This window comes from Rhodococcus koreensis, assembly GCF_900105905.1.
Lineage (GTDB): Bacteria > Actinomycetota > Actinomycetes > Mycobacteriales > Mycobacteriaceae > Rhodococcus_F > Rhodococcus_F koreensis.
This window is the reverse complement of record NZ_FNSV01000004.1, coordinates 134492-160071: the sequence shown is the minus strand read 5'-3', so window position 1 is coordinate 160071 and position 25580 is coordinate 134492. Positions and strand designations below refer to the sequence as shown.

The window sequence follows — 25580 nt, the reverse complement described above, 5'->3', positions numbered from 1 at the left end:
AAGAACGTTAGACGCGTTTGGCGAACAAATCAAGAGTGTTTGGCGATTTTTGATCGGAGTTCCGAACGAACTGCTGTTTCATTCGGGTTTTCGATCGGACATCCGCTCGATCCGGACACTGGAGACTGTGGTGCGGGGCGGGCGGCGACGGCTGCCGCGTGCAGGCGACCGGCGCGATACGAGGAGCGCACCAGCGGTCCCGACATCACGCCGGCGAAGCCGAGTCCTTCTGCGTGGGTGGCGAGTTCGGCGAACTCGTCGGGGTGCACCCACCTGTCGACGGGAAGGTGGCGGGCGGAGGGGCGCAGATACTGAGTGATGGTCACGAGGTCGCAGCCGGCGGCGTGGAGCTGCTCGAGGGCTTCGTCGACCTCGTCGCGGCGTTCGCCCATCCCCAGGATCAGGTTGGATTTGGTGATCAGGCCGGCGGCTTTCGCGCGGGCGAGCACGTCGAGGGACCGATCGAAGGTGAAGCCCGGTCGGATTCTGCGGAAGATCCGCGGGACGGTTTCGATGTTGTGGGCGAGCACCTCGGGCCGGGCCTCGAAAACCTGATTCAATTGCGCGGGCACTCCGGAGAAGTCCGGGATGAGCAGCTCGACTCCGGTTCCCGGGCAGAGGTCGTGGATGATCCGGACGGTTTCGGCGTACAGCCAGGCCCCGCCGTCGTCGAGATCGTCGCGGGCCACACCGGTCACCGTGGCGTACTTCAGGTTCATCGTTCGCACCGATTCGGCCACGCGCCGCGGTTCGTCCCGATCGAGTTCCACGGGCTTGCCGGTATCGATCTGACAGAAGTCGCAGCGGCGGGTGCACTGGTCTCCGCCGATCAGGAAGGTGGCCTCGCGGTCCTCCCAGCATTCGAAGATGTTCGGGCATCCGGCGGAGCGGCAGACGGTGTGCAGGTCCGCGGACTCGACCAGGGCGGAGATCTCCCGGAACTGAGCGCCGATGCGAACGGGGGCTTTCATCCAGGCCGGCTTGCGTTCGACCGGGGTCTGAGCGTTGCGGACCTCGAGACGCAGAAGCTTGCGGCCGTCGCTGGTCACTGACATGGCGATTCCTCGGGTCGGGGTGATCGGAATGCCGAACAGCGTGGGCGGTCGCCCGACGCTCGTTCCCCAGAGTGCCGCACCGAACCCGCGAACACAAGAACAGATCGCCTCAAATGAGCGGAATTCCGCGCATTTTTCTCGATTGTTACCAATCGGCGTGCGGAACTCCGAACATTTTGGGTACAGTGGCGGGGCACACAACAACCGCATATGCCGTTCGATGCGTGTCAGGAGATGCCCTGCCGAGGCAGGGCCGCCGTAGGAGCAAGTTCCTCCCCGGGAATCTCTCAGGCCCAGTACTGATACGCAGAGGCAACTCTGGAGAAAGCGTCGCGAACGCTTACCGAAGGTGAAGAGTGCCCCAATGCTGTTGGGGTGCCCAATCTCTCAGGTGACAGGACAGATCGGGGAGGGCCGCGCTCTGCGCTCGACGTCGAGTCGAGCAGAACCGACCATTGGAGGTCCTTCGTGTCCCATCCCGACATCGCACCCACTTTCCAAGACCGGCACATCGGCCCGTCCGAGACCGAGATCGCGCAACTGCTCGAGGTCCTCGGATACGACTCCCTCGACGCCCTCGTCTCGCGTGCCGTTCCGTCGCAGATCCGGACCGCGCAACCGCTGAACCTGCCTGCCGCCCGCGCGGAACAGGATGTGCTGGCCGACCTGCGGACGATCGCCGGCAAGAACCGGCCGCGGGTGCAGATGATCGGACTCGGCTATTACGACACCATCACTCCCGCCGTCTTGCGTCGCAACATCCTCGAGGCGCCGGGCTGGTACACCTCGTACACCCCGTACCAGCCGGAAATCTCCCAGGGCCGACTCGAGGCACTGCTGACCTTCCAGACCGTCATCGAAGAGCTCACCAGCCTCCCGGTCGCGGGCGCCTCACTCCTCGACGAGGCCACCGCCGTCGCCGAGGCCGTCCTGCTGATGCGCCGCGCCAACAAGACCGCCTCGAGCCGGGTCCTCGTCGACGCCGGCTGCTTCCCGCAGACGCTGTCCGTTCTGCGCGGCCGCGCGGACGCCGTCGGCATCGAGCTGGTCATGACCGATCTCGACCGCGGCTTGCCCGACGGGGACTACTTCGGCGTCGTCTACCAGAATCCGTCCGTCACCGGCGGGGTGCGGGATCTGAGCGAGTCGATCGCCGAGGCGCACCGGCGGGGCGCCCTGACCACGGTGGCCACCGACCTGCTCGCGCTGACCCTGGTCACCTCCCCCGGCGAGCAGGGCGCGGACATCGCCGTCGGGTCGGCCCAACGGTTCGGTGTGCCGCTGTTCTTCGGCGGCCCGCACGCCGGATTCATCTCCGTCCGCAACGGTCTCGAACGCATGCTGCCGGGCCGGTTGGTCGGGGTGTCCAAGGACGCCGACGGCTCCCCGGCGTACCGGCTGGCGCTGCAGACCCGCGAGCAGCACATCCGCCGCGACAAGGCGACCAGCAACATCTGCACCGCCCAGGCCCTGCTGGCGAACGTGGCCGCGATGTACGCCGCCTATCACGGCGCCGAGGGACTGCGTGCGATTGCCCGGCGGGTGCACTCGCACGCCGCGCACCTGACCTCCGGACTGCACGCCGCGGACATCGAGACCCTGCACTCGAACTTCTTCGACACCATCGTCGCCCACGTCCCACACCGGGCCGGTGTCATCGTCCGCGCCGCCAACGCGGACGGCATCAACCTGCGCTACATCGACACCGACCACGTCGGGGTGTCCTGCGACGAGCACACCACCGGCGAGATCGTCGAACGGGTCCTGGCGGCCTTCGGTGCGGCCCTGGCCCCCGTCGACACCTCCTACATTCCGCCGACACTGACCCGGACCTCGCCCTTCCTCCAGCACACGGTGTTCCGGCGCTACCGTTCGGAAGCGGCGATGCAGCGGTTCCTGCGCAAGTTGTCCGACAAGGACCTCGCCCTGGACCGGACGATGATTCCGCTCGGCTCGTGCACCATGAAGCTCAACTCCGCGGTGGAGATGGAGCCGATCAGCTGGCCGGAGTTCGCCGGCATCCACCCCTTCGCACCGGCCGACCAGACCGAGGGCTATCGCGAGCTCACCGACGACCTCGAACGGTGGCTGTGTGAGATCACCGGCTACGACCGGGTCTCGCTGCAGCCGAACGCCGGCTCCCAAGGGGAGTTGGCGGGTCTGCTCGCCATCCACGGCTATCACACCGCCAACGGCGACACCGACCGCACCATCTGCCTGATCCCGCAGTCCGCGCACGGCACCAACGCGGCCTCCGCAGTGCTCGCCGGCATGCAGGTGGTGGTCGTGGCGACGGCCACCAACGGCAACATCGACCTCGACGACCTGCGCGCCAAGATCGACCGGCACAGCGGCAAGATCGCCGCCATCATGCTCACCTACCCCTCCACCCACGGGGTCTACGAGAACGACGTCCGCACCGTGTGTGAACTCGTCCACGACGCCGGGGGGCAGGTGTACATCGACGGGGCCAACCTCAATGCGCTGGTCGGCCTGGCGCGGCCGGGCGAATTCGGTGGCGACGTCTCACACCTGAACCTGCACAAGACCTTCTGCATCCCGCACGGTGGTGGCGGTCCCGGTGTCGGTCCGGTCGCCGTGCGGGAGCATCTGGCCCCGTTCCTGCCGTCCGACCCGCTCGCGGCCGATCCCGCCAGCCCCCCGGTCTCCGCGGCGAACTACGGCTCCGCCGGCATCCTGCCGATCACCTGGGCCTACATCGCGCTGATGGGACCGGACGGACTCACCCGGGCCACCGAAACCGCAGTACTGTCGGCCAACTACCTCGCCGGCGCGCTCGCTCCCTACTACCCGGTGCTCTACACCGGCGACGGGAATCTGGTCGCACACGAATGCATCCTCGATCTGCGTGCCCTGACCAAGGCGACCGGTGTGACCGCCGAAGACGTGGCCAAGCGGCTGATCGACTACGGCTTCCACGCCCCGACCCTGTCGTTCCCGGTCAACGGGACCCTGATGGTCGAACCCACCGAGTCGGAAAACCTCGAGGAACTCGACCGGTTCATCGACGCCATGATCGGCATCCACGCCGAGATCCAGCGGGTGGCCGACGGCACCTGGCCACTCGAGTCGAGCCCGCTTCGGCAGGCCCCGCACACCGCCGCCCAGGTCACCACCACCGAGTGGACGCTGCCCTACACCCGGCAGGAGGCCGCCTTCCCGGTGCCCTCGCTGCGCGAGAACAAGTACTTCCCGCCGGTCCGGCGGATCGACGGAGTACACGGCGACCGCAACCTGGTGTGCTCGTGCCCCGCACCCGAAGCTTTCGAAGCCCCCTCATCGACCGATACCAGAGAAGAAGTCCTCGCATGAGTTTCGCTACTCCCCTCGAAAACGAGCACCGTTCCCTCGGAGCCAGTTTCACCGACTTCGCCGGGTGGCAGATGCCGTTGAAGTACGACAGCGACCTGACCGAACATCATGCGGTCAGGTCGGTGGCCGGCCTCTTCGACCTGTCCCACATGGGCGAGATCGACGTCACCGGCCCGGATGCGGCCCCGTTCCTCGACCATGCCCTGGCCGGTGAGTTCACCGCCGTGGCACCGGGCCGCGCGAAGTACTCGCTGATCTGCAACGACGACGGCGGCGTCATCGACGACCTCGTCGCCTACCGGCTCGGCGCCGACCAGTTTCTCGTCGTCGCGAACGCGTCCAACGCCGGCACGGTCTTCGCCGAGCTGACCGAACGCGCCGCCGGATTCGACGTCGCGGTCACCGATCGCTCGCAGACGACCGCCCTGATCGCCCTGCAGGGACCGGCCGCCGAGTCGATCCTGCTCACCCTGGTCCCCTCCGCGGAGGCGGCCACGGTGCAGGAGCTCAAGTACTACGCGGCCACCACCGCCACCGTCGCCGGGATCCCGGTTCTGTTGGGCCGCACCGGATATACCGGTGAGGATGGTTTCGAACTGTATGTCCCGAATGAGAACGCCGTACAGCTGTGGCGGGCGCTGCTCGAGCCGACGGTGCGCGCCGGTGGGGTTCCCGCCGGTCTCGCGTGCCGGGACTCGCTGCGGCTCGAGGCCGGGATGGCGCTGTACGGGCACGAACTCAGTCTCGACATCACCCCGTTCGAAGCGGGTCTTGGTCGGGTGGTGCGCCTGAACAAGAAGTTCGTCGGATCGGAGGCCCTGGCGAAGATCGCCGACACGGCTCCGGCGCGCACGCTGGTCGGGCTGGTCGGCACCGGGAAGCGGGCGGCGAGGGCGGAGTACGCGGTGCACGACGCCTACGACCCGAGTTCCGTCATCGGGGTCGTCACCTCGGGGATCCTCTCGCCCACTCTCGGCTACCCGATCGCGCTGGCCTACCTCGACAGCGACCGCAGCCGACTCGGCTCGACGGTGCTGGTCGACGTTCGCGGCGGCAAGTTGCCCTTCACCGTGGTCAAGCCCCCCTTCTACAAGCGGTCCTGACGCCCCCCGTCGGCCGTCCCGTCCCCAGCTTCATCTTCGAAAGGCCAGAAAAGCCATGAGCGAGATCTCCCTTCCCGGAAACCTGAGCTACACCGACGAGCACGAGTGGGTGGCCGTCGAGCCCGGGGCTGCCCTGCCCGCCGACCCGGTGCGGGTGGGTATCACGGCGGTGGCCGTCGACAACCTCGGTGACCTCGTCTACCTCGAACTCCCGACGGTGGGTTCGACGGTGACCCTCGGCGAGGCGTGCGGCGAGGTCGAGTCGACCAAAACGGTCTCCGAGCTGTACCCGCCGGTCAGCGGCACCGTTTCGATCGTCAACACCGCCGTGGTCGACGATCCGGAACTGGTCAGCAAGGACCCGTACGGCGAGGGCTGGCTGTTCGCCGTCCTGCCGTCCGAGGCCGGTGAATTGCTCACCGCCGCCGAGTATGCGGAGAAGAACGGAGTCGACGCATGAGCATCCTTTCGCGTGAGCTGAGTGATTTCGATCCCGACGTCGCCGACCTGATCCGGAAGGAACTCGAGCGCCAGCAGACCGGCCTCGAGATGATCGCCTCGGAGAACTATGCGCCGATCTCGGTCATGCAGGCGCAGGGCTCGGTCCTGACCAACAAGTACGCGGAAGGCTATCCGGGCCGCCGATACTACGGCGGCTGCGAGTACGTCGATCAGATCGAGCAGCTCGCCATTGATCGCGTCAAGGACATCTTCGGGGCCCAGTTCGCCAATGTGCAGCCGCATTCCGGTGCCACCGCCAACGCGTCGGTCATGCACGCCCTGATCAACCCGGGCGACACCATCTTGGGCCTGTCCCTCGCTGCCGGCGGGCATCTCACCCACGGCATGCGCATCAACTTCTCCGGCAAGCTCTACAACGTGGTCGCGTACGGGGTCTCCGAAACCGATTATCTGATCGACATGGACGAGGTCGCCCGCATTGCCCGGGAGAGTCGGCCGAAGCTGATCATCGCCGGCTGGTCCGCGTACCCGCGTCACATCGACTTCGCCCGGTTCCGGCAGATCGCCGACGAGGTCGGTGCCCTGCTGATGGTCGACATGGCGCACTTCGCGGGCCTGGTCGCGGCCGGACTGCATCCCTCACCGGTCCCGCATGCCGACGTCGTGACGTCGACGACGCACAAGACCCTCGGCGGGCCGCGGGGCGGCATCATCTTGACCAACGATGCGGCCATCGCGAAGAAGATCAATTCCGCGGTGTTCCCCGGCCAACAGGGCGGACCGCTCGAGCACGTGATCGCGGCGAAGGCCGCCGCATTCAAGATGGCCCAGCAGCCGGAATTCGTCGAGCGGCAGCAGCGGTGCCTGGACGGAGCGACGATCCTCGCCGAGCGGCTCTCCCGCGCGGACGTCAAGGACCGCGGCATCACGGTGCTCACCGGCGGTACCGATGTCCACCTCGTGCTGGTGGATCTGCGTGACGCCGCCATCGACGGCAAGCAGGCCGAGGACCGTCTCGCCGCGATCGACATCACGGTCAACCGCAACGCGGTGCCGTTCGACCCGCGCCCCCCGATGGTCACCTCCGGTCTGCGGATCGGCACTCCGGCCCTGGCGGCACGCGACTTCACCATCGACGATTTCGAGAAGGTCGCCGACCTGATCGCGCGTGCACTGATCGCCGAGGACGACTCCGACCTGTCCGACGTCGCCGACCAGGTTCGTGCTCTGGCGCAGAGCCGGCCGCTCTACCCGGGATTGTGATGTCATGACTGTCAGCGTCTTCGACCTGTTCTCTGTCGGAATCGGCCCGTCGAGTTCTCACACCGTCGGGCCGATGCGGGCCGCCGCACGCTTCGCCGGTGAACTTCGATCGCTGCGGGTCCTCGACTACATCGACGAGGTCCACGTCGAGGTGTACGGGTCGCTCGCCGCGACGGGGGCGGGGCACGGCACCTTCACCGCACTCCTTCTCGGACTCGAGGGGCTGCACCCGGACACCCTCGAAGTCGACGAGATGGAGCGTGTCGTCGCACGGCAGCGCACAGACCGTCGGGTCCGGCTCGGGGGCACGCACCTGATCTCCCTCGACGAAGAGCGCCTGATCAAACGGCCGCTGACCGTTCTCGACTACCACCCGAACGCGGTGAAGTTCCGTGCGATCTCCGACACCCACGGTGACCTGCTCGAGAGCATCTTCTACTCGGTGGGCGGTGGCTTCATCGTCTCCGAAGAGGAGAAGAATCGGCCGCCGGAACACGAGGGCTCCTCGCCCTTCTCGTTCTCCACCGCCGCCGAACTGTTGACGTTGACCGAGCAGTATCGGCTCGCCGTCAGCGACGTGATGATGCAGCACGAACTCACGCTGCGTCCGGAACGAGAGATCGTCAAGGAGATTCTGCATATCCGCGATGTGATGGAGCAGTGCCAGTACAACGGGATGCAGCGGACGGGGAACCTGCCCGGCAACCTGAATGTGCGACGGCGCGCGCATACCTGGCATCAGCGGCTGCGGGACGAAGATCCGGACAAGTCGCCCGAGCATGCCGAGGACTGGGTCAACCTCGTGGCGTTGGCCGTCAATGAGGAGAACGCGTCCGGTGGCCGCGTGGTGACGGCGCCGACCAATGGTGCCGCCGGCATCATTCCCGCGGTTCTGCACTTCGCCACCCACTACACCACCGCGGGCAGGGAGGATCCCGACGACGTCGCTCTGCGGTTCCTGCTCACCGCCGGTGCCATCGGGGCGCTGTACAAGCAGCAGGCCTCCATTTCCGGTGCCGAGGTCGGGTGCCAGGGCGAAGTCGGGTCGGCCGCATCCATGGCGGCGGGCGCTTTGGCGGAGATCCTCGGGGGCACACCGCAACAGGTGGAGAATGCCGCGGAGATCGCGATGGAGCATTGCCTCGGATTGACCTGCGATCCGATCGGCGGCCTGGTGCAGATCCCCTGCATCGAGCGCAACGCGATCTCGGCGAACAAGGCCATCACCGCGGCCCGCATGGCCATGCGGGGCGACGGCACCCACCGGGTCAGTCTCGACGAGGTCATCGCCACCATGCGGGCGACCGGGCTGGACATGAGTTCGAAGTACAAGGAGACCTCCACCGGCGGCCTGGCCGTGACCGTCGCGGTCAACGTCGTCGAGTGCTGATCACACGCCTGGCATTCCCGCACACCCTGTCCACCGGCGGCCGGGGGCAGAACGTGACCGCCCACCTGCGCAGAAGGAACCCACTGCAGTGACCTCCCCGCCCACACCCCAGGCCGTCCGGGCTGCCACCTCCACCTCCGGTTTGTGCGCCGGCCTCGGCGCCTACGCCATCTGGGGCGCGTTTCCTGCGTTCTTCGGGCTGCTGACGTTCCTCTCGCCGCTCGAGGTCGTGGCGCACCGGATCGTGTGGACCGTCGTGTTGATGCTTGCCGTGCTCGGGTTCGCCGGACACCTCGGCGAGCTGAAGGGACTGCCCAGACGCACCTGGGGGATGGTGGCGGCCGCATCATTGTTCATCTCGATCAACTGGGGGATGTACGTGTTCGCCGTGGCCACCGGCCACGTCGTCGAGGCTGCCCTGGGATACTTCATCAACCCCCTGGTCAGCGTGCTGTTCGGGGTCATCGTGTTCAAGGAGTCCATCAACAGGGCGCAGATCTGCGCCGTAATACTCGCGGCGGTGGCGGTCGCGGTCCTGACCGTCGACTACGGTCGGCCGCCCTGGATCGCACTGACCCTGGCGATGTCCTTCGCCTCCTACGGGGTGGTCAAGAAGCTCATCCCGTTGCGGCCGACGGTGAGTCTGACCGCCGAAGGTCTGGTCGCACTCCCTGCCGCTCTCACCATCTTGGTGGTGGCCCTCCTCAGCGGGGCGCCCCACGCCTTCTCCTTCGGTCCGGCACAGACCGTCCTCGTGGTGTGCCTCGGCCCGATCACCGCCGCCCCGCTGCTGCTCTTCGGACGGGCCGCCCAGGCGGTACCGCTCGTGACCCTGGGGATTTTGCAGTATCTGACCCCGGGGATGCAGATGATGTGGGGAGTACTCGTCGTCCACGAGGACATGCCGCCGGCGCGGTGGGCGGGTTTCATTCTGATCTGGATTGCCCTCGCCGTCTTCACTACGAACGCCGTCATCACACTGCGTTCCTCGCGTCGGGTACGCCGCGACGATCGCGACCCGGCGTTTCGATGACACCGATCTCACGCACCAGCATCGATCGATGTGCCGATCAGACTTCGATCGCAAATGCCGTCACGTTCGCCTTCCCGATCGTTACACGGAATTTTCGCCAGACTATAGCCGCAATACCGATCACGGAGTAGCGTTTCTCCCACAACGCGAGCTCGTCCGACGGCGAAGGTGGGATCCCCTGCCGCAGAGCCGAAGACGAGCCGCCTCCAGGCCGCGTTGCAACACACACGCAATCCGGCCAGCTCACTGTGAAAGAACCTTGAAGGGACCGCAAAATGCCTGCCACCGGTGACAGCGCCGACCTCCAGGCGGACACGCCACCTCCGCCAGACTCCTCCACCCCGTCGGAGGTGTACGAGCACCTCGACGACGACGCGCATCTGCGGGAACTCGGGTACGAGAACAAGTTCGAGCGGAAGATGAGCCTGTCCGCGAACTTCGCACTGGGCTTCGTCTACCTCTCGCCCATGGTGAGCGTGGTGTCGATCTTCGCGCTCGGCATCAGTACCGCGGGCCCGCCGGCGATCTTCTGGATCTTCCTCATCGCCGGTGGCCAGCTCCTCGTCGCCCTCGTCTTCGGAGAGGTCGTCTCCCAGTTCCCCCTCGCCGGCGGCCTGTACCAGTGGGGACGACGATTGTGGAACGGGCGCTACGCCTGGTGGATGGCATGGATCTACGTCTTCGGCATCACCATCGGAATCACCACGACGGCCCTGTTCAGCTCGGACTTCATCGCCAGCCTGTTCTGGGGCACCGATGACGAACCGTCCATCACCGCATCCCCGGTGCAGAAGCTCACCATCACCCTGAGTGTGATCACGATCTGCCTGCTGCTGAACATGGCCGGAACGAAGACCCTCGCCCGCATCTCGCAGATCGGTCTCATCTGCGAGATCGCCGGCATCATGGTGATCGGCCTCTACCTGCTGATCTTCGAACGTAAGCAGCCCTTCTCGGTCTTCTTCGACACCATGGGCGCCGGCGGATCGAGTCCGTACTTCTTCGCCTTCCTCGGAGCCTCACTGGTGGGCCTGTACATGTTCTACGGCTTCGAATCCTGCGGCGAGGTCGCCGAGGAAACGCCCAACCCCGCCCGCGCCATCCCCGTGTCCATGGTGTTGACGGTAGTCATCGGCATGGTCGTCGCAGTGATCGCATTCTCCGGCTACGTGCTCGCGGCGCCGAACCTGCAAGCTATCGTCGCCGGCGAGGACTCCAACCCCATCCCGGCAATCTTGCACGACAGCATGGGAATGATCGGTACCAAGCTCTTCCTGCTCACCGTCTTGACTTCGTTCATCGCCGGCGTGATGGGTCAGCAGGCCGCGGTCAGTCGCCTGGTGTACTCGTTCGCGCGCGACGGCATGTTCCCCGGCAGCGCCCTGTTCTCGAAAACCGCCAAGAAGCGTCACGTGCCCATCAATGCACTGATCGCCGTCAACGTACTGCCGGTACTCCTGGTGATCTTCGTCTTCTACTCCCCCGACTCACTCTTCCGGATCGCCGCATTCCAGATGCTGGCCGGCTACTGCGCATTCCAAATGGTGGTCCTGGCCGCTCTGCGGATGCGCCTCAAGGGCTGGAAACCGGGTGGACCGTGGAGTCTCGGTCGCAGCGGCCTGGTGATCAACATCGGGGCCCTGATCTACGGCATCGTCGCCATGGTCATCCTCGCCAAGCCGAGCGCGGATACCAGCCTGCCGTTCTACGACCGATGGATCGCGTTGATCGGGTTCCTCGTCGTCGCGGTGGTCGGCCTGGTGTACCTGTTGGTGGCCAAGCCGGATCGCAAGTCGACCGCTCCGGAAGGCGATGCCATCGAGATCGCCCAACGACTCCGCGCCGGCAGGGCATAGGACTACCAGCACAGTTCTGCGGCTGCAGCGCTCCGAGCAATCCGCCGGCGCTGCAGCCGCCCCTCATCAACGTCCCTCCATTGGTGGGGGCATTCGTTCGATACCGGGCGACGGAGCCATACGGATGGATCGTTACCACCACGCGATCGAGGAATTTCACCGACAGTGGGAACCCTACGGTGGCCCGTCACCAGAGGCGGTCTTCACCGAGTTCGGGCTCACCGTCAACCAGTTCTACGCACGACATCGTGCACTGACTCGCGGCCGCCGACGCCGCGCGGACCTCGACCGGACCTGCGCCGACGACGCCGCCCGGAATGGGCAGTCCGACCCGCAGCGATGACGGCCGAACCCGGTGAACGCGCGCCGCAGAGAGGAACCAACCCATGGCCGAGCTGAGGCCAACCACTACTGTGTGCGCGCAGAACGCGCACAGCAGCGCCGGATGCACGTCCCGGATCTTCGCAACTCCGCTGATCAGGCGCATTGCTCGCGAGCGCGGTATCGATCTGGCCACCGTTCGAGGATCCGGCCCTGCCGGGCGCGTCGTCCGCAAAGATGTCGAGCCTTCGTAAACCGTTCTGCACATGAGTGGTCGGCCCTGCCGGGCAAGGATTCCGAGATGTCGCCGTTCCCGGCGGGCACCCTGAGAACCGCCGGGAACGGGAGGAAATCAGCGGACTGCGGCTACGTCGTGGACAGGTCGGGGAACCACAGGGCGATCTCGCGCTGCGCCGACTCCGCCGAGTCCGATCCGTGCACCAGGTTCGCCTGGGTTTCGAGGGCGAAATCACCTCGAATGGTCCCGGATGCCGCCTTCTCCACCGGGTCGGTTGCTCCCGCAAGTTGCCGGAAGGCGGTCACCGCACGCGGCCCTTCCAGCACCGCCGCCACCACAGGTCCGGAGGTGATGAAGCCGAGCAGCTCACCGTAGAAGGGCCTGTCACGGTGCTCCGCGTAGTGTTCGGCGGCGACCTCCTCTGGGACAGAGAGCAATTCGAGGGCCTTCAGGGACAGCCCCTTCCGCTCGGCCCGGTCGAGAACCGCCCCCACGAGTCCGCGTGCGACACCATCAGGTTTAACAAGGATGAAAGTACGTTCACTCACCTCTTGACGATAACCGGAATCGGACCCCCTGACGAATCGACAGCTATTCAATCATCAACGGGGGGTTACATTTTCGCGTTCGTCGGCGCCTCCAACGAGGCTCCGGCGAACAGGCCGAAGCGGCGACAGCCATCCGGGGGGCCGGTCACCTAATCGACGTTCGGTAATTCGATCATAGCGACACATTTTGTGGGTATTTGAAACGGAATGCCGATCAAATACTCGCTTCCTTGACGAAATCGATTGACTTGACCGGTCGACGCCGATACCGTTCTCCTGGTGCGTCCGCCCCGACCGGACGCGCCGCACTTCGAGAGCGGGTCACGAAAGGCGGATACGCATGTCCCAGCGGCTGACAGGACGCGTCGCCGTCGTCACGGGCGCGACCGGCGGACTCGGCGCCGCGATCGCCAGACGGTTCGCCTCCGAGGGAGCCGACCTCGTGCTCACCGGTCGCCGCCTCGTCCAGGGCGAAGCACTGGCCAGCGAACTCCGCAGCACCGGCGTGCGGGTGGATTTCATTGCCGGCGACCTCAGCGATGCGCATGCCGTCGACGCCTTGGCCGCGTCGGTCGAATCGCTACATCGGCGGATCGACATCCTGGTGTTGAACGCCGGAGTGATCAGCTACGGCCCGTTTTGGAGCACCACACCCGAGGAGTTCGACCGCATGTTCTCCGTCAACGTCCGCGCACCGTGGTTGTGCGCCCGGCGGATGCATACGATGCTGTCGAGCGGTTCCAGTGTCATCGTCATGGGCTCGATCAGCTCCTTCACGGCATATCCGGACGAGAGCGTGTATTGCATGACGAAAAGCGCTGTCATCCAACTCGTTCGCGGCATGGCACGCGAGTTGGCCGATCGTCGCATTCGCGTCAACGCGCTGTGCCCCGGAATTGTGGGCGAGGCCGGAATGTCACAGGATGCCGTTGCGGCCAGTGCCAATCCAGTGGCCGTGGCTGCGGACAACGACTCGACCGTCCCGCTGGGACGGCCCGCCGCGCTCGACGAGATTGCGAACGGGGCAGTCTTCCTCGCCAGCGAGGAATCCTCATACATGACCGGATCGCACCTGGTGCTCGACGGCGGGATATTGGCCTAGCCGTTCCGCCGGCAATGACCCCGCGGAGGGCCACAGAAGTCCGGCACTACGTCGGTGCGCATTTCCTGAATTATGTTGTTGCACTTGCTTTTTGAATAAAACTAGGGTAAGCTATGAGCGAATCTGAGGCTGGGGTGCCTCGATTCCCGGCTCTGCTGGCGTCCTACCGGCAGAGCCACCTAAACCTCCGGGCCGACGGCACGCCGGTCTCATGAACCGACTATCGAGATCGGCCTGCCGTCCACACCGGTGACCCGTCCGCTCATGTCACACGCCACCGACGGTGGACGGGGCACCGGTTCTGTCGGAAGACGATCGGTCCCGACGTCGTCCGACCGGGCTCACCGCCAATGGACTGCACACCGAAACGACTTCGGGAAGAAGCACACCGACATGTCACAGCCCATGCGCCCCCACCGGGTCGTCGTCATCGGCTCGGGCTTCGGTGGGCTGTTCGCGGCCAAGTCCCTGCGCAGGGCCGATGTCGAAGTGATCCTCGTCAGCCGGACGAACCATCACCTTTTCCAGCCGCTGCTGTATCAGCTTGCTACCGGCATCCTGTCCGAGGGTGAGATCGCTTCGCCGACCCGCATGCTCGTGAAAGACCAGGCCAACGTCACCGTTCAGCTCGGTGAGGTGACCTCCATCGACCTGGCTGACCGTACCGTGACCTCGGTTCATCGCGGGCATACTACCCTGATCGGTTACGACAGTCTGATCGTCTCTGCCGGCGCCCGTCAGTCGTACTTCGGCAACGATCACTTCGCCGAACACGCTCCCGGGCTGAAGACGATCGACGATGCACTGGAGCTGCGTGGGCGCATCCTGACCGCATTCGATCAGGCGGAATTGACCGCTGATCCGGTCGAGCGAGAAAAACTGCTCACCTTCGTCGTGGTCGGTGCGGGTCCGACCGGTGTCGAGTTGGCCGGGCAGATCGCTGGCCTGGCGCACCGCACCCTTGTCGGCGCCTATCAAAAGTTCGACACCCGTGATGCGCGGATCCTTCTTCTCGATGCCGCATCCGACGTACTCCCCCGCCTCGGCGGTGATCTCGGCGCCGAGGCAGCGGAGGCGCTCGAGCGCATCGGCGTCGAGATCAGGCTGGGAACGACGGTCGAAGACGTCGATGCGGACGGTGTCACCGTCAAAGACGGCAAGGGGGAACGGCACACCATCGCCGCCACCTGCAAGATCTGGTCCGCTGGCGTGGTGGCCAGCCCCCTCGGTGAACATCTGGCCCAGCAGTCGGCGGCGGCAGTCGACTCGGCAGGCCGCATCGAGGTGCAGCCCGACCTCACCATCCCAGGCCATCCGAATGTCTTCGTGGTCGGCGACATGATGACCCGCGATGGGCTGCCCAGCGTCGCCCAACTCGCCATCCAGAGCGGCCGGTATGCGGCACGGCAGATCGCCGCGGAGGCGAAGGCCGCGACTCGCGGGAAGCGGCGCCCCGACCGCGCACCGTTCCGGTATCGCGACAAGGGGTCGATGGCCATCATCTCGCGTTTCAACGCAGTGGCTCGAATCGGAAAGATCGAGCTGCACGGGTGGTTGGCCTGGATGCTCTGGATCGCCGTGCACATCGTCAATGTGGTCGGATTTCGCAGCCGCATAGCGATTCTTCTGGCGTGGATGTGGATGCTGCTGGGCTCGTGGCGAGGTCACCTCACCGTCACCGATCAACAGATCACTGCCCGGAATGTGCTCCATCAGGTCCGGCAGGCCGAAACGGCCGCACCCCCGCCGCCCGATGGCCACCCCCGGGCACCGCAGAATCCCGGTGACCGGTGCGTCACCACTACAGAAGGAGTAACCGCGTGCTCGGCACAACGGATGGAATACAGACGCCGCACGTTTCGCAGTCAGCTCAACTCTTCTTCAGGGCCGAACCGGTCATTCCCGGCGGTGTGAATTCGCCCGTCCGCGCCTTCCATTCGGTCGGCGGCACCCCGCGGTTCATCAGGGAAGCGTCCGGCTACACGCTCACCGACGTCGACGGCAACGACTACGTCGACCTCATCTGCTCCTGGGGACCGATGATCCTCGGGCACGCGCACCCCGCCGTCGTCGAGGCCGTGCAGAAGGCAGCCACCACCGGCCTGTCGTTCGGCGCGCCCACCGAGGGTGAGATCGAACTGGCCGAGGAGATCGTCCGCCGCGTCGCACCGGTGGAGAAGGTGCGGCTGGTCAACTCCGGCACCGAAGCCACCATGAGCGCCGTCCGCCTCGCCCGCGGATTCACCGGCCGGACCAAGGTCCTCAAGTTCTCCGGCTGCTACCACGGACACGTCGACGCACTGCTCGCCGACGCCGGCTCGGGACTGGCCACGTTCGGCCTCCCCACGTCGCCCGGCGTGACCGGCGCGCAGGCCGAGGACACCATCGTCGTGCCCTACAACGATCTCGACGCCGTCGCCCAGGCGTTCGCCGCGAACGAGGGCCAGATCGCGTGCGTCATCACCGAGGCCGCCGCCGGCAACATGGGCGCGGTGGCGCCGCAGCCCGGATTCAACGAGGGCCTGCGCACGCTGACCCGCGACAACGGCGCGCTGCTCATCATGGACGAGGTGATGACCGGATTCCGGGTCAGCTCCGCCGGCTGGTACGGACTCGACGGCGTCGCCGGCGACCTCTACACGTTCGGCAAGGTGATGAGCGGCGGCCTGCCCGCCGCCGCGTTCGGTGGCCGTGCCGACGTCATGGCCCACCTCGCCCCCGCCGGGCCCGTCTACCAGGCCGGCACCCTGTCCGGGAACCCGGTCGCCGTCGCCGCCGGGCTCGCCAGCCTGCGCGCCGCGGACCAGGGCGTGTACGACGCCCTCGAGCGCAACAGCGCCACCCTGCGGACGCTGCTGTCCGACGCACTGACCGCGGCGAGCGTGCCGCACCGGGTGCAGACCGCGGGCACCATGCTCAGCGTGTTCTTCAGCGAAGACCCGGTCACCAACTACGCCGAGGCCAAGGCCGCGCAGACCTGGCGCTTCCCGGCCTTCTTCCACGGACTGCTCTCGCGCGGGGTGTACCCGCCACCGAGCGCGTTCGAGGCGTGGTTCGTCTCCGCCGCCATGGACGACACCGCATTCTCGATCATCGCCGACGCCCTGCCGCACGCCGCGAAGGCCGCCGCCGCGGCAACACAGAACTGAGCGGTCTGGACAAGTTCCGGTCTCCAACCCGCGCGAGCGGGTCTCCGCCGGGTCGGCTTCCATGAGCCTGGGTGGTTGCCCCTGTTGGGCAACCACCCAGGCTGCGCGGCTACTTCGCGAGCATCCCGGCGTCGACGGGCATTGCGGTGCCGGTGACGAATCGGCCTTCCTCGGATACGAGGAACAGGATGGCGTTCGAGACGTCCTCAGGTTCGACCCAGGGTGTGTCCAACAGCAGGATCGAGCCGTACGCGGGAATGGCGTCCCCGAGGGTCGGGTTCTCCAGGTCGGGGCGGAACATCTTCCGCACACCGGGGTTCGTCATCATGGGTGTGCGGCAGTTGGTGGGGTGGATCGAGTTCACGCGGATGTTGTGCGGCGCCAACTCGTTCGCGAGAGCCTTGGTCAACCCGGTGACACCGTGCTTGGCGGCGACATAGTGGCCGATGGTGTTCTGATTCTTCAGGCCGGCGGTCGAACTGGTCAGCACGATCGACCCGCCGTTGCCGCCTTCGATGATCTTTCCGACGCCGGCGCGGACGGTCTTCCACACCCCGGTCAGGTCGATTTCGATCATCTCGTCGAACTGTTCCTCCGACATCGTCGCGAGATCGCCGTAGGTGCAGATACCGGCGTTGCCGAGAATGATGTCGAGTCGACCGAACTGTTCGACGCCCTCGTCGACGGCTGCGGTCAGGGCGGCGAGGTCGCGAACGTCCGCGATCCTGCTCACGATCTTGCCGCCGGCGGCCTCGACGAGACGGGTGGTTTCTTCCAGCTCCGCGGCTGTGCCCATGTCGTAGGGTGCGGACTCCACCTGAGCACAGATGTCCACAGCGATGATGTTGGCGCCCTCTTCGGCGAACCGCACCGCGTGAGCGCGTCCCTGGCCCCGTGCCGCGCCCGTGATGAACGCGACTTTCCCGTCAAGCTTTCCCATGTCATTCTCCAATTTCTGTTGTTCCGTTATGTCCGCGGCCGCAGTCGGACTATCCAACTTCTGGTCGCTTTCAGTTCTCCCGCAGCGCGAAGCCGACCCCTCGAACGGTGTGCAGGGCATTCGGGGCACCGATGGTTGCGAGTTTGCGGCGCAAGGACCACACGTAAGCGTTGAGCACGTTGGTTTTCGACTCCGAGGTGATTCCCCAGACGATCATCAGTAGGTATTCACGTGAAACTGTCCGGCCCGCTGTGCGCACGAGAACCGCCATGAGGTCGAACTCGGTCATGGTCAGTGGAGTCCTTCGACCATTGAGCTCGATGGAGCGGTCACTCCACGTGAGGGCGATGCCGTACGGGCCTGTGTGCTCGGGTGGTCCCGCCGGTTCCGCGTCCGAGCGGTCCCGACCTAGGCGACGGCAACAGGCTCGAACCCATGCTCCGAGTTCACGCGGCTCGATGAGCAAGTCGAGGGCATAATCGGCGCCGGCATCGAGGATCGCAATCCTTTCGTCCTCGTGATCGAACTGCCCGATCGACACCACCGCATCGGTGTAGCCGGTGCGGCGCAACGCTTCTACAGCGGCGACGACGTGCGGGAGGTGCGGTTCGACAGCAATCGCTACCACCTCGCCCGGCGCCAGCCCTGGCTGCTGCAGGTACTCCAAGGCGGCGGTATCGATCGCCGGGTCGACGACGAGCACACAGATCGGCGCCGAGACCGGGTGGCGCCTGAATCTCGCGCGGCGTGTGCGGGTCCCGGACCACGGCAACGAACCAGTCGCGACCGCCACGTCGGGAGACTCCCCGACGTTGTGAGGGCGGGTCGGGGCGTGGGGGCAGGCTGGCCGGTGCCGTGCCCCCGCGCCCCGTATCCGGCTAGGACTTGACGATGAAGCCGGCATCGATGGTGAGCGTCGTTGCGGTGACGTAACGACCGGAGTCGGTGACCAGGTACAAGATGGCGTTGCTGACGTCCTGGGGCTCCATCCACGGGACAGGGAGAATGTGTGTGCTCGCGAAGGTGTCGCTGACGTCCTCACGCGTGGGCTTCTCGAGGTCCGGCCGGAACAGCTTCCACACGAACTCGTTCTGGATCATGTGCGTGTCCACGCAGGTCGGGTTGACCGAGTTGACTCGAATGTTGTACGGGCCCAGTTCCCTTGCGAGGGAGGTCATCAGGCCGGTGACGCCGTGCTTGGATGCCGAGTACGCTCCGATCCCTGCGGCGCCCTTGAGGGCCTCGGTCGAGCCGATGAAGACGATCGAGCCTCCCTCGTTCTGTTCGATGAGGGTCGGTGTGGCGGCCTTGATCGTGTGGAAGACGCCGGTGAGGTTGATGTCGATCGTTTCGCGCCATGCTTCGACGGTGTTCTCCCAGATCGGTGCCCCGGCACAGATTCCGGCGTTCGGGATGACGATGTCGACGCGGCCGAGTTGTTCGAGTCCGGCGTCGAAGGCGGCCTTGACCTGGTCGTAGTCGCGTACGTCGGCTTGGGTGACGACGGCTTGGCGGCCGAGGTCCTTGATCAGACGGACGGTTTCGTCGAGGTCGTCGGCGGTAGCGCCTTCGTAGGCGGTGGACCCGATTTCGCCGCACAGGTCCAGGCCGATGATGTCGGCGCCCTCGCGGGCGAGGGTGAGGGCGTGTGACCTGCCCTGTCCGCGTGCGAGTCCGGTGATGAAAGCGACCTTGCCGTCGAGCTGGCCCATGTTTTCTGTCCTTTCGAAACGAGACGCTCATCCTGGGTGCGAGCGCACTACCGATGAGGAGATGAGGTCTTCTCGTGTGTGGTCAGCCCCGGTTCGCCGTAGTCGGCGAACCGGGGCGGGGGTGGGTTGTCTGGTTCAGGATTCGGCCGCGGCGGTCTGCCGGTCCTCGTCCGTCTGGGCCGTCAGGGTCTGCGCGGCTCGGCGGGCGCGCATGGCGTTGGCGACCTCGATCGCATCTCCTTCCGGTGCGGTCGAGTTCTTCTCGGGCTTGGCGATGAGCAGGTACGCCAGGCCGGTGAGGGTCACGACCGCGAAGCCGACGACCGCGATCCAGCGGTCGACGAAGGCCAGGCTGGGATCGCCGGAAGGCCTGGCGAGCACCAGAATCGAGAGCACTCCGTATACCAGGGCGCCGATGTTGACGACGAGTCCTGCGCGGCCGAGGGTGAACGAACCTGCTGGGTTCCATCCGCGCAGTCGTGACCGCAGCGCGGCGAACACGACCATCTGGAATGCGACATAGCCGGCGAGCATCTGCATTGATGCCACGCGGAAGAGCGACTCCGGGAAGAAGTAGACGAACGCGAGGATGCAGCCGGACAGCAGGTTCACGCCGACGATGGCGTTGACCGGGACGTGGCGCACCTTCGACAGCTTCGAGAACACGTGGCTGCCGGGGAACATGTTGTCGCGAGCGAACGAGAAGACCAGACGGCTGGCGGCGGCCTGCTGGCCCATCACGCAGGCCAGGAACGAGGTCAGCGCGATGACCATGAAGGCCTTGGTGCCGAAGAGTCCGATCGAGTCCTGCAGGATCACCGGGATGGGGTCCGCGACGTCACCGTCGACGATCTCCTGCAGGTTGGGGGCGGCCAGGACGTATCCCGCGAACGAGAGCAGCGCGGAGGCTGCGCCGACGACGACGGTCAGGATCATGGCCTGCGGGATGCGGCGACCGGGGTTGGGGACCTCCTCGGCGACCTCACCACATGCCTCGAAGCCGTAGACCATCAGCAGACCGACCAGCGCTGCACCGATGAACGCGCTGAAGTAGCCGCCGTTGCCTCCGGTGCCCATGGTGTCGAAGAAGACCGAGAAGGGCTGATGGCGCTCGAACACCAGCAGGTAGAGGCCGACTGCGACGACGCCGACCAGTTCGGCGGCCAACCCGGCGCCGGCGATCCTGGCGAGTGTCTTGGTCCCGGTCATGTTCAGCAGCACGCCGACCGCGAGCATGGTGCCGGCGATGAGCGCCTGAACTCCGGGAGTGACTTCCGCGCCTGTGCTCGTTGATGTTCCGGTGAACAGGTTCGCCACGAAGCTCGAGCTGAACATCGCGGTGGTTGCGATCGCGACTACGACAGTCGCGAGGTAGATCCACGACAGCATCCACGCGTATTTTCCGCTCCACAGCCGCCGGGCCCACTGATAGAGCCCGCCCGCAATGGGATATTGCGCCACGATCTCACCGAAGATCAGCGCCACCAGCAGCTGCCCGCCACCGACGATAATGATCCAGAACATCGACGGCGGACCGGCGGTGGCGAGTCCCTGCGCGAACATCGCCACCACGCTGACCAGCGGCGAAAGGTACAAGAATCCGAGAGCCAGATTCGACCACAGCGACATCTTGCGGTCGAATTTCTGCTCGTAGCCGAGCGACTCGAGGTGGGCGGCGTCGGAAGAATCAGAGACCTGTTGCACAGTCTCCTCCTTGGGGATCATCTGATGGGGCCGCACAGAAGTCCGCATGGCAAGTCAACGCACCGGTACGATGCGTTCCGAGCTTGTTATTGGACGTGTATGCGTCGTTGAAATGACGTGGTGCGGTGAGGCACCCACGCTCGTGGACTGTCAAGTTGTCGAACCGAAAGCACTGTCGCCCAACCGAAACCGCTGTCGCGCCTCGGACGAGGTTCAAAGCCTCCGCATGAGTGATCTCAGTCACGCCATGCGCTAAAAGTACCACTCACGTTCGGCAAAGGTAACCCCCGAACGTTAATCGAGTGTAAATCGTTCGCCAGTTTGAGCAACTCAGCCGAAGATACCCGGCTTCCGATCGGAACTCCGATCACTGCACCCATTGCCAGAAGTTGCATTGGAGAGGCGCGGAGGGGGCTACGTCGGCTGGTGCCGCCGGCGGTGTCATCTGCAGCGATCCGCTGCACTTCCCGGCTTATGCCGGGGTTTTCCCAGCTCCTGCCAGGGTTAAGCTCGATATCGCCGGAACAGCCGTTGCATCGAGAGCGAGGGCGGGTTGTCTGATGGACGTGAACGATCCATTCGCCACCCAGCGCGACCCGGGCAGTGGCGTCGTCGAGGAACTCGCCGAGGCCGGCTTCGATGATGCGCAGGAAGTGGGCCGGGGCGGGTTCGGTGTCGTATACCGGTGCCGGCAACGGTCCCTCCACCGGACGGTCGCCGTCAAAGTACTCATTGCTGCTCTCGACACGGACGGCCGTGAACGATTTCTGCGCGAACAGATCGCGATGGGTCAACTCTCCGGACACCCACATATCGTCAACATTCACCAGGTCGGGGTGACCGACACCGGCCGGCCGTTCATCGTGATGCAGTTCCACGGCACCGGTTCGATCGATGCCGCACTGCGCCGCAGTGGCCCGGTGGAGTGGAAGCAGGCACTTCGATACGGCGTCAAACTCGCCGGCGCTCTCGAAACCGCCCACCAGCGCGAGATCCTTCACCGTGACGTCAAACCCGGCAATGTTCTGCTCACCGATTACGGGGAACCACAACTGACCGACTTCGGCATCGCACGCGTGGCGGGAAGCTTCCGCACCACGAGCGGTTCGATCACCGGCTCCCCCGCCTTCACCGCCCCCGAGGTCCTCCGCGGAGCCGAACCCGAGCCGACAGCCGACGTCTACGGTCTCGGTGCCACCCTCTTCTGTCTCCTCACCGCGCACGCCGCGTTCGAACGCCGGGACGGTGAGAAACTGATCTCCCAGTTCCTGCGGATGACCCAACAGCCGATTCCGGACCTACGCGAACAAGGGTTCCCCGAGGACCTCGCCGACACCGTCGAACGTGCAATGTCCCTCGACCCGGCCGACCGACCGGCCACCGCGGCCGCGCTCGGCGACGAACTCCGCGCCGTCCAACGGCGTCATCGGCTCACCGTCGACGACATGGCGATACCCGCAGCCACCGGCGAAAACCTGGTGCACGACACACCCGCACCGATCACCGGCACCTCACCGGCGCCCAGGTTCACCACACCACCGATCCCGGTCACCCGCTCACGCCCGCCCTCCACCCACGCCATGGTCGGCCGCGAGCGTCTCCTCGACCACCTCCGCGCGGGCCTGCCGCGACGACTGACGGTGATTCACGGGCCGGCCGGCTTCGGCAAGAGCACGCTCGCTGCACAATGGCGCGACATCCTCGTCTCCGACGCTGTGCCGGTCGCCTGGATGACCATCGATCACGACGACAACAACGTCGCGTGGTTCCTCGCCCACCTCGTCGAGGCGATCAGACAGGTCAAACCGACACTGGCGGGTGAGCTGGGGCAGATCCTCGAAGAACACGGTGACCAGGCCCAACATTACGTACTGGCGACACTGGTGAACGACATCTACCACCGCAGCGAGCATCTCGCCGTCGTGATCGACGACTGGCACCGCGTCGACGATCCCGACACCATCGCGGCGCTCGGATACCTCATCGACAACGGCTGCCATCACCTCCGGATCGTGGTCACCAGCCGCACCCAAGCCCACCTGCCGCTCGCCAAGATGCGCGTGACAGGAGAACTGAATGAAATAGACTCCGCCTCTTTACGCTTCACCCTCGATGAATGTCGGGCGATGCTCGTCGACCGCGCCGGGCTCGCTCTCACCGACGACGCCGTTGCGACCTTGCGCGACTCGACCGAGGGGTGGGCGGCTGCTCTGCAACTGGCATCGCTGTCGCTGCGCGGACGGGACAATCCCGAGCAGCTCCTCGGCAGCATCTCCGGCCGGCACCCGGCGATCGGGGAATTCCTGGCCGAGAATGTGCTCGACGCCCTCGACACGGATGTGCTCGAGTTCCTCCTGCAGACGTCGGTCACCGAACGCCTGTGCGGCTCGCTGGCCTCCGCACTCGCCGACGTCGGGAACGGGCAGGCCATGCTCGAACAGATCGAGAGCCGGGACCTGTTCCTCCAGCGAACCGACGATGAGGGGAAATGGTTCCGCTACCACCATCTGTTCGCCGAATTCCTGCGTAAACGCCTGGAACGCGATTTCCCGAACCGGGTCGGCCCCCTGCATCTGGTGGCAGCACGATGGTTCACCGCCCACCACCTGCTCAGCGAGGCGGTCGATCACGCCCTCGCCGGCGGTGACACGACCGGAGCGGTCGACCTCGTCGAACGAGAGGGCTTCCACCTGCTCGAACAGGGCCGCCTGACATCACTGCTCGGTCTCGTCGACAAGCTGCCCGATCACCTCGTCGCTACCAGCCCACGGCTCCAACTGTGCATCGCGTGGGCGGACAGCGCCCTGGTACGACCCGAGTCGGCTCAGGAGGCCGCCGGTCGTGCCGTCGAGCTCCTCACCCACCACCCGTTACCAGCCGTCGAACTCGACGCGCTCCGGGTCGAGGCCGACGTGGTCCAAGCCGACATCAAGATCGGCATCGACCAGATCGACGGGGTTCGCGAGCTCCTCTCCGCCTGCCTCTCCCAGCCGGAAGCGGTGCCCCCCTGGGTGGCCTCCGCCGCGGCGGGCATCGCGGGCTTCGTCACGATTTTCGACTTCGACTTCGAAGCCACCCGTCAGCTTCAGCAGCAGTCGGCGAAATACGACACCCAACTGAGCGGACCGTTCAGCGTCATCTACGGCCACTGCTTTGCTGGGCTCGCCGAGATGGAAGAACTCGATGTCGTCGGCGCCGAGCGACGGTTCCGGAAGGCACACCGCCTGGCGGTGGAATCCGGCGGCCATCGCTGCCAAGCAGCGCTGCTGGCAGGGGCGCTGCTGGGTGCATTGCTCTACGAACGCGGTGAATTCGTCGAAGCCGAACACCTACTCGACGAGAGCCAAGTTCTGGGGCGAGAGGGTGGCGTCGACTTCATGCTCGCCCACTACGTAAGTGGCGCACGGCTCAAGTCGTATCGCGGTGAACGGGACACCGCGGCCCGGTATCTCGAGGCGGGCGCCCAACTCGGCGCGTCCCTGCAGTTACCGCGGCTTGGTGCCGCGGTGGAGTACGAACGACTCGTCCTCGGTCTTCCACCACTGCGGGCACCGAACTTCGCCGGCGTCGAGTACTCGAATCGCCGCTATCCGAACAACGGGCTCGAAGAGGTCGTCGTCCAACTCGAGGAAGCGGTTGCCATCAGGCGGCTACTGGACACGTCCTACTCCGGCGGCGTCGCACGGGCCTGCTCCTGGGCCCAGGAGTGGGTCACCGCTCTTGTGGGAACCCGCCGACGACGAGCTTTGTTGCAGGCGCAGCGTTTGCTGGCCACCTGCTTCTGCGTCGCTGGACGGCACGACGAAGCTACAGATCTCGTCGCTCAGATGGTGTACACCTGCCAAGAACAAGGCTTGGTGCGCTATCTCCCTGACGGTGGTGCGCTGATGGTGTCGTTGCTTGCGGCTGTTCGAGACGATCTCGCCGACGACCAGCAGGCCTGGACCGGGATACACCTTTCGTTTCTCGACTCGATGCTGGAGACCTAGGCGGACACCCACCGTCGCACTCGCTGAGGGGCGACACCGAGAAACTCACCGATTTCCCGCAGGGAGATCTCGGCACCGGCCATCTCCCGCGCGATCTGCTCGAGTTCGGCCTCCGCGGCGGCCTGTGCCGAGGCGATTGCGGCGAGATCCTGACGGACCCGGTCTACCCGGTGAGACAGGCTGCGCCCACCCGAGTCGAGGCAAACCTGGATGCACACGTCGATGTCACCGATCGGCTGCGCCGTCTCCAAAGCGATCAACTCCCGTGCCATCAGCTCGGCCTCACCGAGGCGGCGTGTCTGGGTAAGACCCTCGATCTTCGGCACCAGGACATCCCACCATGCGCCGGAGCGGACCACCGTCACCTCATAGGCCGTCACTG

At 65.8% G+C, this 25580-nt stretch carries 20 protein-coding genes and 1 riboswitch; of the genes, 13 read left to right on the top strand and 7 right to left on the bottom strand.

Translation table 11 applies throughout. From position 1 onward, the window contains the following. Window positions 1–29 precede the first annotated feature (29 nt). Entirely contained in the window at window positions 30–1055 is a 1026-nt protein-coding gene (lipA, locus tag BLV94_RS03390) for a lipoyl synthase (protein WP_072949090.1), read from the bottom strand. Between the two features lie 218 nt (window positions 1056–1273). Next, window positions 1274–1367, top strand: a riboswitch (glycine riboswitch). A gap of 156 nt (window positions 1368–1523) precedes the next feature. Between lipA and gcvP the strand changes: the two genes are divergently transcribed. The 9 genes from gcvP to BLV94_RS47690 all read left to right on the top strand — a co-directional run bounded on the left by gcvP (window position 1524) and on the right by BLV94_RS47690 (window position 12070). Beyond that, a complete protein-coding gene (gene gcvP, locus BLV94_RS03385) occupies window positions 1524–4388 on the top strand; it encodes an aminomethyl-transferring glycine dehydrogenase (RefSeq protein WP_083395440.1) in 2865 nt (954 codons plus the stop codon). Then, on the top strand, window positions 4385–5491 hold the full coding sequence (gene gcvT / locus BLV94_RS03380; RefSeq protein ID WP_072949092.1) for a glycine cleavage system aminomethyltransferase GcvT: 1107 nt from the start codon (window positions 4385–4387) through the stop codon (window positions 5489–5491). The genes gcvP and gcvT overlap by 4 nt, the downstream gene beginning before the upstream one ends. A gap of 55 nt (window positions 5492–5546) precedes the next feature. Further along, a complete protein-coding gene (gene gcvH, locus BLV94_RS03375; RefSeq protein ID WP_072949094.1) occupies window positions 5547–5951 on the top strand; it encodes a glycine cleavage system protein GcvH in 405 nt (134 codons plus the stop codon). Next, entirely contained in the window at window positions 5948–7216 is a 1269-nt protein-coding gene (gene glyA / locus BLV94_RS03370) for a serine hydroxymethyltransferase (protein WP_072949096.1), read from the top strand. Before gcvH ends, glyA begins: the two co-directional genes overlap by 4 nt. A 4-nt stretch (window positions 7217–7220) precedes the next feature. Further along, complete coding sequence (locus BLV94_RS03365; RefSeq protein WP_072949098.1) at window positions 7221–8606, top strand: L-serine ammonia-lyase; 1386 nt, start codon at window positions 7221–7223, stop codon at window positions 8604–8606. An 88-nt stretch (window positions 8607–8694) separates the two neighbouring features. Then, window positions 8695–9639 carry an EamA family transporter RarD gene (rarD, locus tag BLV94_RS03360; RefSeq protein WP_083395439.1) on the top strand — a complete coding sequence of 315 codons (945 nt, stop codon included), beginning with the start codon at window positions 8695–8697 and terminating at the stop codon, window positions 9637–9639. Window positions 9640–9914: 275 nt separating this feature from the next. Next, the gene (locus tag BLV94_RS03355; protein ID WP_083395438.1) at window positions 9915–11495 is read left to right on the top strand and encodes an APC family permease; all 1581 of its coding nucleotides are present in this window, start codon (window positions 9915–9917) and stop codon (window positions 11493–11495) included. A 124-nt stretch (window positions 11496–11619) separates the two neighbouring features. Continuing rightward, a complete protein-coding gene (locus tag BLV94_RS03350) occupies window positions 11620–11838 on the top strand; it encodes a hypothetical protein (RefSeq protein WP_072949100.1) in 219 nt (72 codons plus the stop codon). Between the two features lie 43 nt (window positions 11839–11881). Beyond that, window positions 11882–12070, top strand: a complete 189-nt coding sequence (locus tag BLV94_RS47690; RefSeq protein ID WP_072949102.1) for an E3 binding domain-containing protein — start codon at window positions 11882–11884, stop codon at window positions 12068–12070. A 112-nt stretch (window positions 12071–12182) separates the two neighbouring features. Here BLV94_RS47690 and ndk read toward each other — a convergent pair whose 3' ends face one another. After that, complete coding sequence (ndk, locus tag BLV94_RS03340; protein WP_072949103.1) at window positions 12183–12602, bottom strand: nucleoside-diphosphate kinase; 420 nt, start codon at window positions 12600–12602, stop codon at window positions 12183–12185. A 340-nt stretch (window positions 12603–12942) separates the two neighbouring features. Between ndk and BLV94_RS03335 the strand changes: the two genes are divergently transcribed. The 3 genes from BLV94_RS03335 (at window position 12943) to hemL (ending at window position 16853) form a co-directional block, all read left to right on the top strand. Continuing rightward, entirely contained in the window at window positions 12943–13704 is a 762-nt protein-coding gene (locus tag BLV94_RS03335; RefSeq protein WP_072949105.1) for an SDR family NAD(P)-dependent oxidoreductase, read from the top strand. A gap of 393 nt (window positions 13705–14097) precedes the next feature. Further along, window positions 14098–15618, top strand: coding sequence for an NAD(P)/FAD-dependent oxidoreductase (locus BLV94_RS03330; protein WP_083395453.1), 1521 nt, complete (start codon window positions 14098–14100; stop codon window positions 15616–15618). Then, complete coding sequence (gene hemL, locus BLV94_RS03325) at window positions 15546–16853, top strand: glutamate-1-semialdehyde 2,1-aminomutase (RefSeq protein WP_072949145.1); 1308 nt, start codon at window positions 15546–15548, stop codon at window positions 16851–16853. The genes BLV94_RS03330 and hemL overlap by 73 nt, the downstream gene beginning before the upstream one ends. A 109-nt stretch (window positions 16854–16962) precedes the next feature. On the opposite strand, the gene BLV94_RS03320 is transcribed toward hemL, so the two are convergent. The 4 genes from BLV94_RS03320 to BLV94_RS03305 form a co-directional block, all read right to left on the bottom strand. Then, window positions 16963–17793, bottom strand: a complete 831-nt coding sequence (locus BLV94_RS03320) for a mycofactocin-coupled SDR family oxidoreductase (protein WP_072949107.1) — start codon at window positions 17791–17793, stop codon at window positions 16963–16965. A gap of 70 nt (window positions 17794–17863) precedes the next feature. Beyond that, window positions 17864–18586: a winged helix-turn-helix transcriptional regulator gene (locus BLV94_RS03315; protein ID WP_167372106.1), complete on the bottom strand. Its 723-nt coding sequence runs from the start codon at window positions 18584–18586 to the stop codon at window positions 17864–17866. Between the two features lie 85 nt (window positions 18587–18671). Then, window positions 18672–19505, bottom strand: a complete 834-nt coding sequence (locus BLV94_RS03310; RefSeq protein ID WP_072949108.1) for a mycofactocin-coupled SDR family oxidoreductase — start codon at window positions 19503–19505, stop codon at window positions 18672–18674. Window positions 19506–19640: 135 nt separating this feature from the next. Beyond that, window positions 19641–21209, bottom strand: a complete 1569-nt coding sequence (locus BLV94_RS03305; RefSeq protein ID WP_244163461.1) for an APC family permease — start codon at window positions 21207–21209, stop codon at window positions 19641–19643. Window positions 21210–21769: 560 nt separating this feature from the next. On the opposite strand from BLV94_RS03305, the gene BLV94_RS03300 reads away from it, so the two are divergent. Next, the gene (locus BLV94_RS03300; protein WP_072949112.1) at window positions 21770–25198 is read left to right on the top strand and encodes a serine/threonine-protein kinase; all 3429 of its coding nucleotides are present in this window, start codon (window positions 21770–21772) and stop codon (window positions 25196–25198) included. Here the strand turns inward: BLV94_RS03300 and BLV94_RS03295 are convergent. Next, on the bottom strand, window positions 25195–25578 hold the full coding sequence (locus BLV94_RS03295; protein WP_072949114.1) for a hypothetical protein: 384 nt from the start codon (window positions 25576–25578) through the stop codon (window positions 25195–25197). The two genes, BLV94_RS03300 and BLV94_RS03295, sit on opposite strands and share 4 nt — an antisense overlap. Between the last annotated feature and the right edge of the window lie 2 nt (window positions 25579–25580).

Excerpts from the sequence above, each read along its gene's own strand:
- lipA (WP_072949090.1), bottom strand. The coding sequence starts at position 1,055 with ATGTCAGTGACCAGCGACGGCCGCAAGCTTCTGCGTCTCGAGGTCCGC.
- gcvT (WP_072949092.1), top strand. The coding sequence starts at position 4,385 with ATGAGTTTCGCTACTCCCCTCGAAAACGAGCACCGTTCCCTCGGAGCC.
- gcvH (WP_072949094.1), top strand. The coding sequence starts at position 5,547 with ATGAGCGAGATCTCCCTTCCCGGAAACCTGAGCTACACCGACGAGCAC.
- glyA (WP_072949096.1), top strand. The coding sequence starts at position 5,948 with ATGAGCATCCTTTCGCGTGAGCTGAGTGATTTCGATCCCGACGTCGCC.
- BLV94_RS03365 (WP_072949098.1), top strand. The coding sequence starts at position 7,221 with ATGACTGTCAGCGTCTTCGACCTGTTCTCTGTCGGAATCGGCCCGTCG.
- BLV94_RS03355 (WP_083395438.1), top strand. The coding sequence starts at position 9,915 with ATGCCTGCCACCGGTGACAGCGCCGACCTCCAGGCGGACACGCCACCT.
- BLV94_RS03350 (WP_072949100.1), top strand. The coding sequence starts at position 11,620 with ATGGATCGTTACCACCACGCGATCGAGGAATTTCACCGACAGTGGGAA.
- BLV94_RS47690 (WP_072949102.1), top strand. The coding sequence starts at position 11,882 with ATGGCCGAGCTGAGGCCAACCACTACTGTGTGCGCGCAGAACGCGCAC.
- BLV94_RS03335 (WP_072949105.1), top strand. The coding sequence starts at position 12,943 with ATGTCCCAGCGGCTGACAGGACGCGTCGCCGTCGTCACGGGCGCGACC.
- BLV94_RS03330 (WP_083395453.1), top strand. The coding sequence starts at position 14,098 with ATGTCACAGCCCATGCGCCCCCACCGGGTCGTCGTCATCGGCTCGGGC.
- BLV94_RS03320 (WP_072949107.1), bottom strand. The coding sequence starts at position 17,793 with ATGGGAAAGCTTGACGGGAAAGTCGCGTTCATCACGGGCGCGGCACGG.
- BLV94_RS03310 (WP_072949108.1), bottom strand. The coding sequence starts at position 19,505 with ATGGGCCAGCTCGACGGCAAGGTCGCTTTCATCACCGGACTCGCACGC.
- BLV94_RS03300 (WP_072949112.1), top strand. The coding sequence starts at position 21,770 with ATGGACGTGAACGATCCATTCGCCACCCAGCGCGACCCGGGCAGTGGC.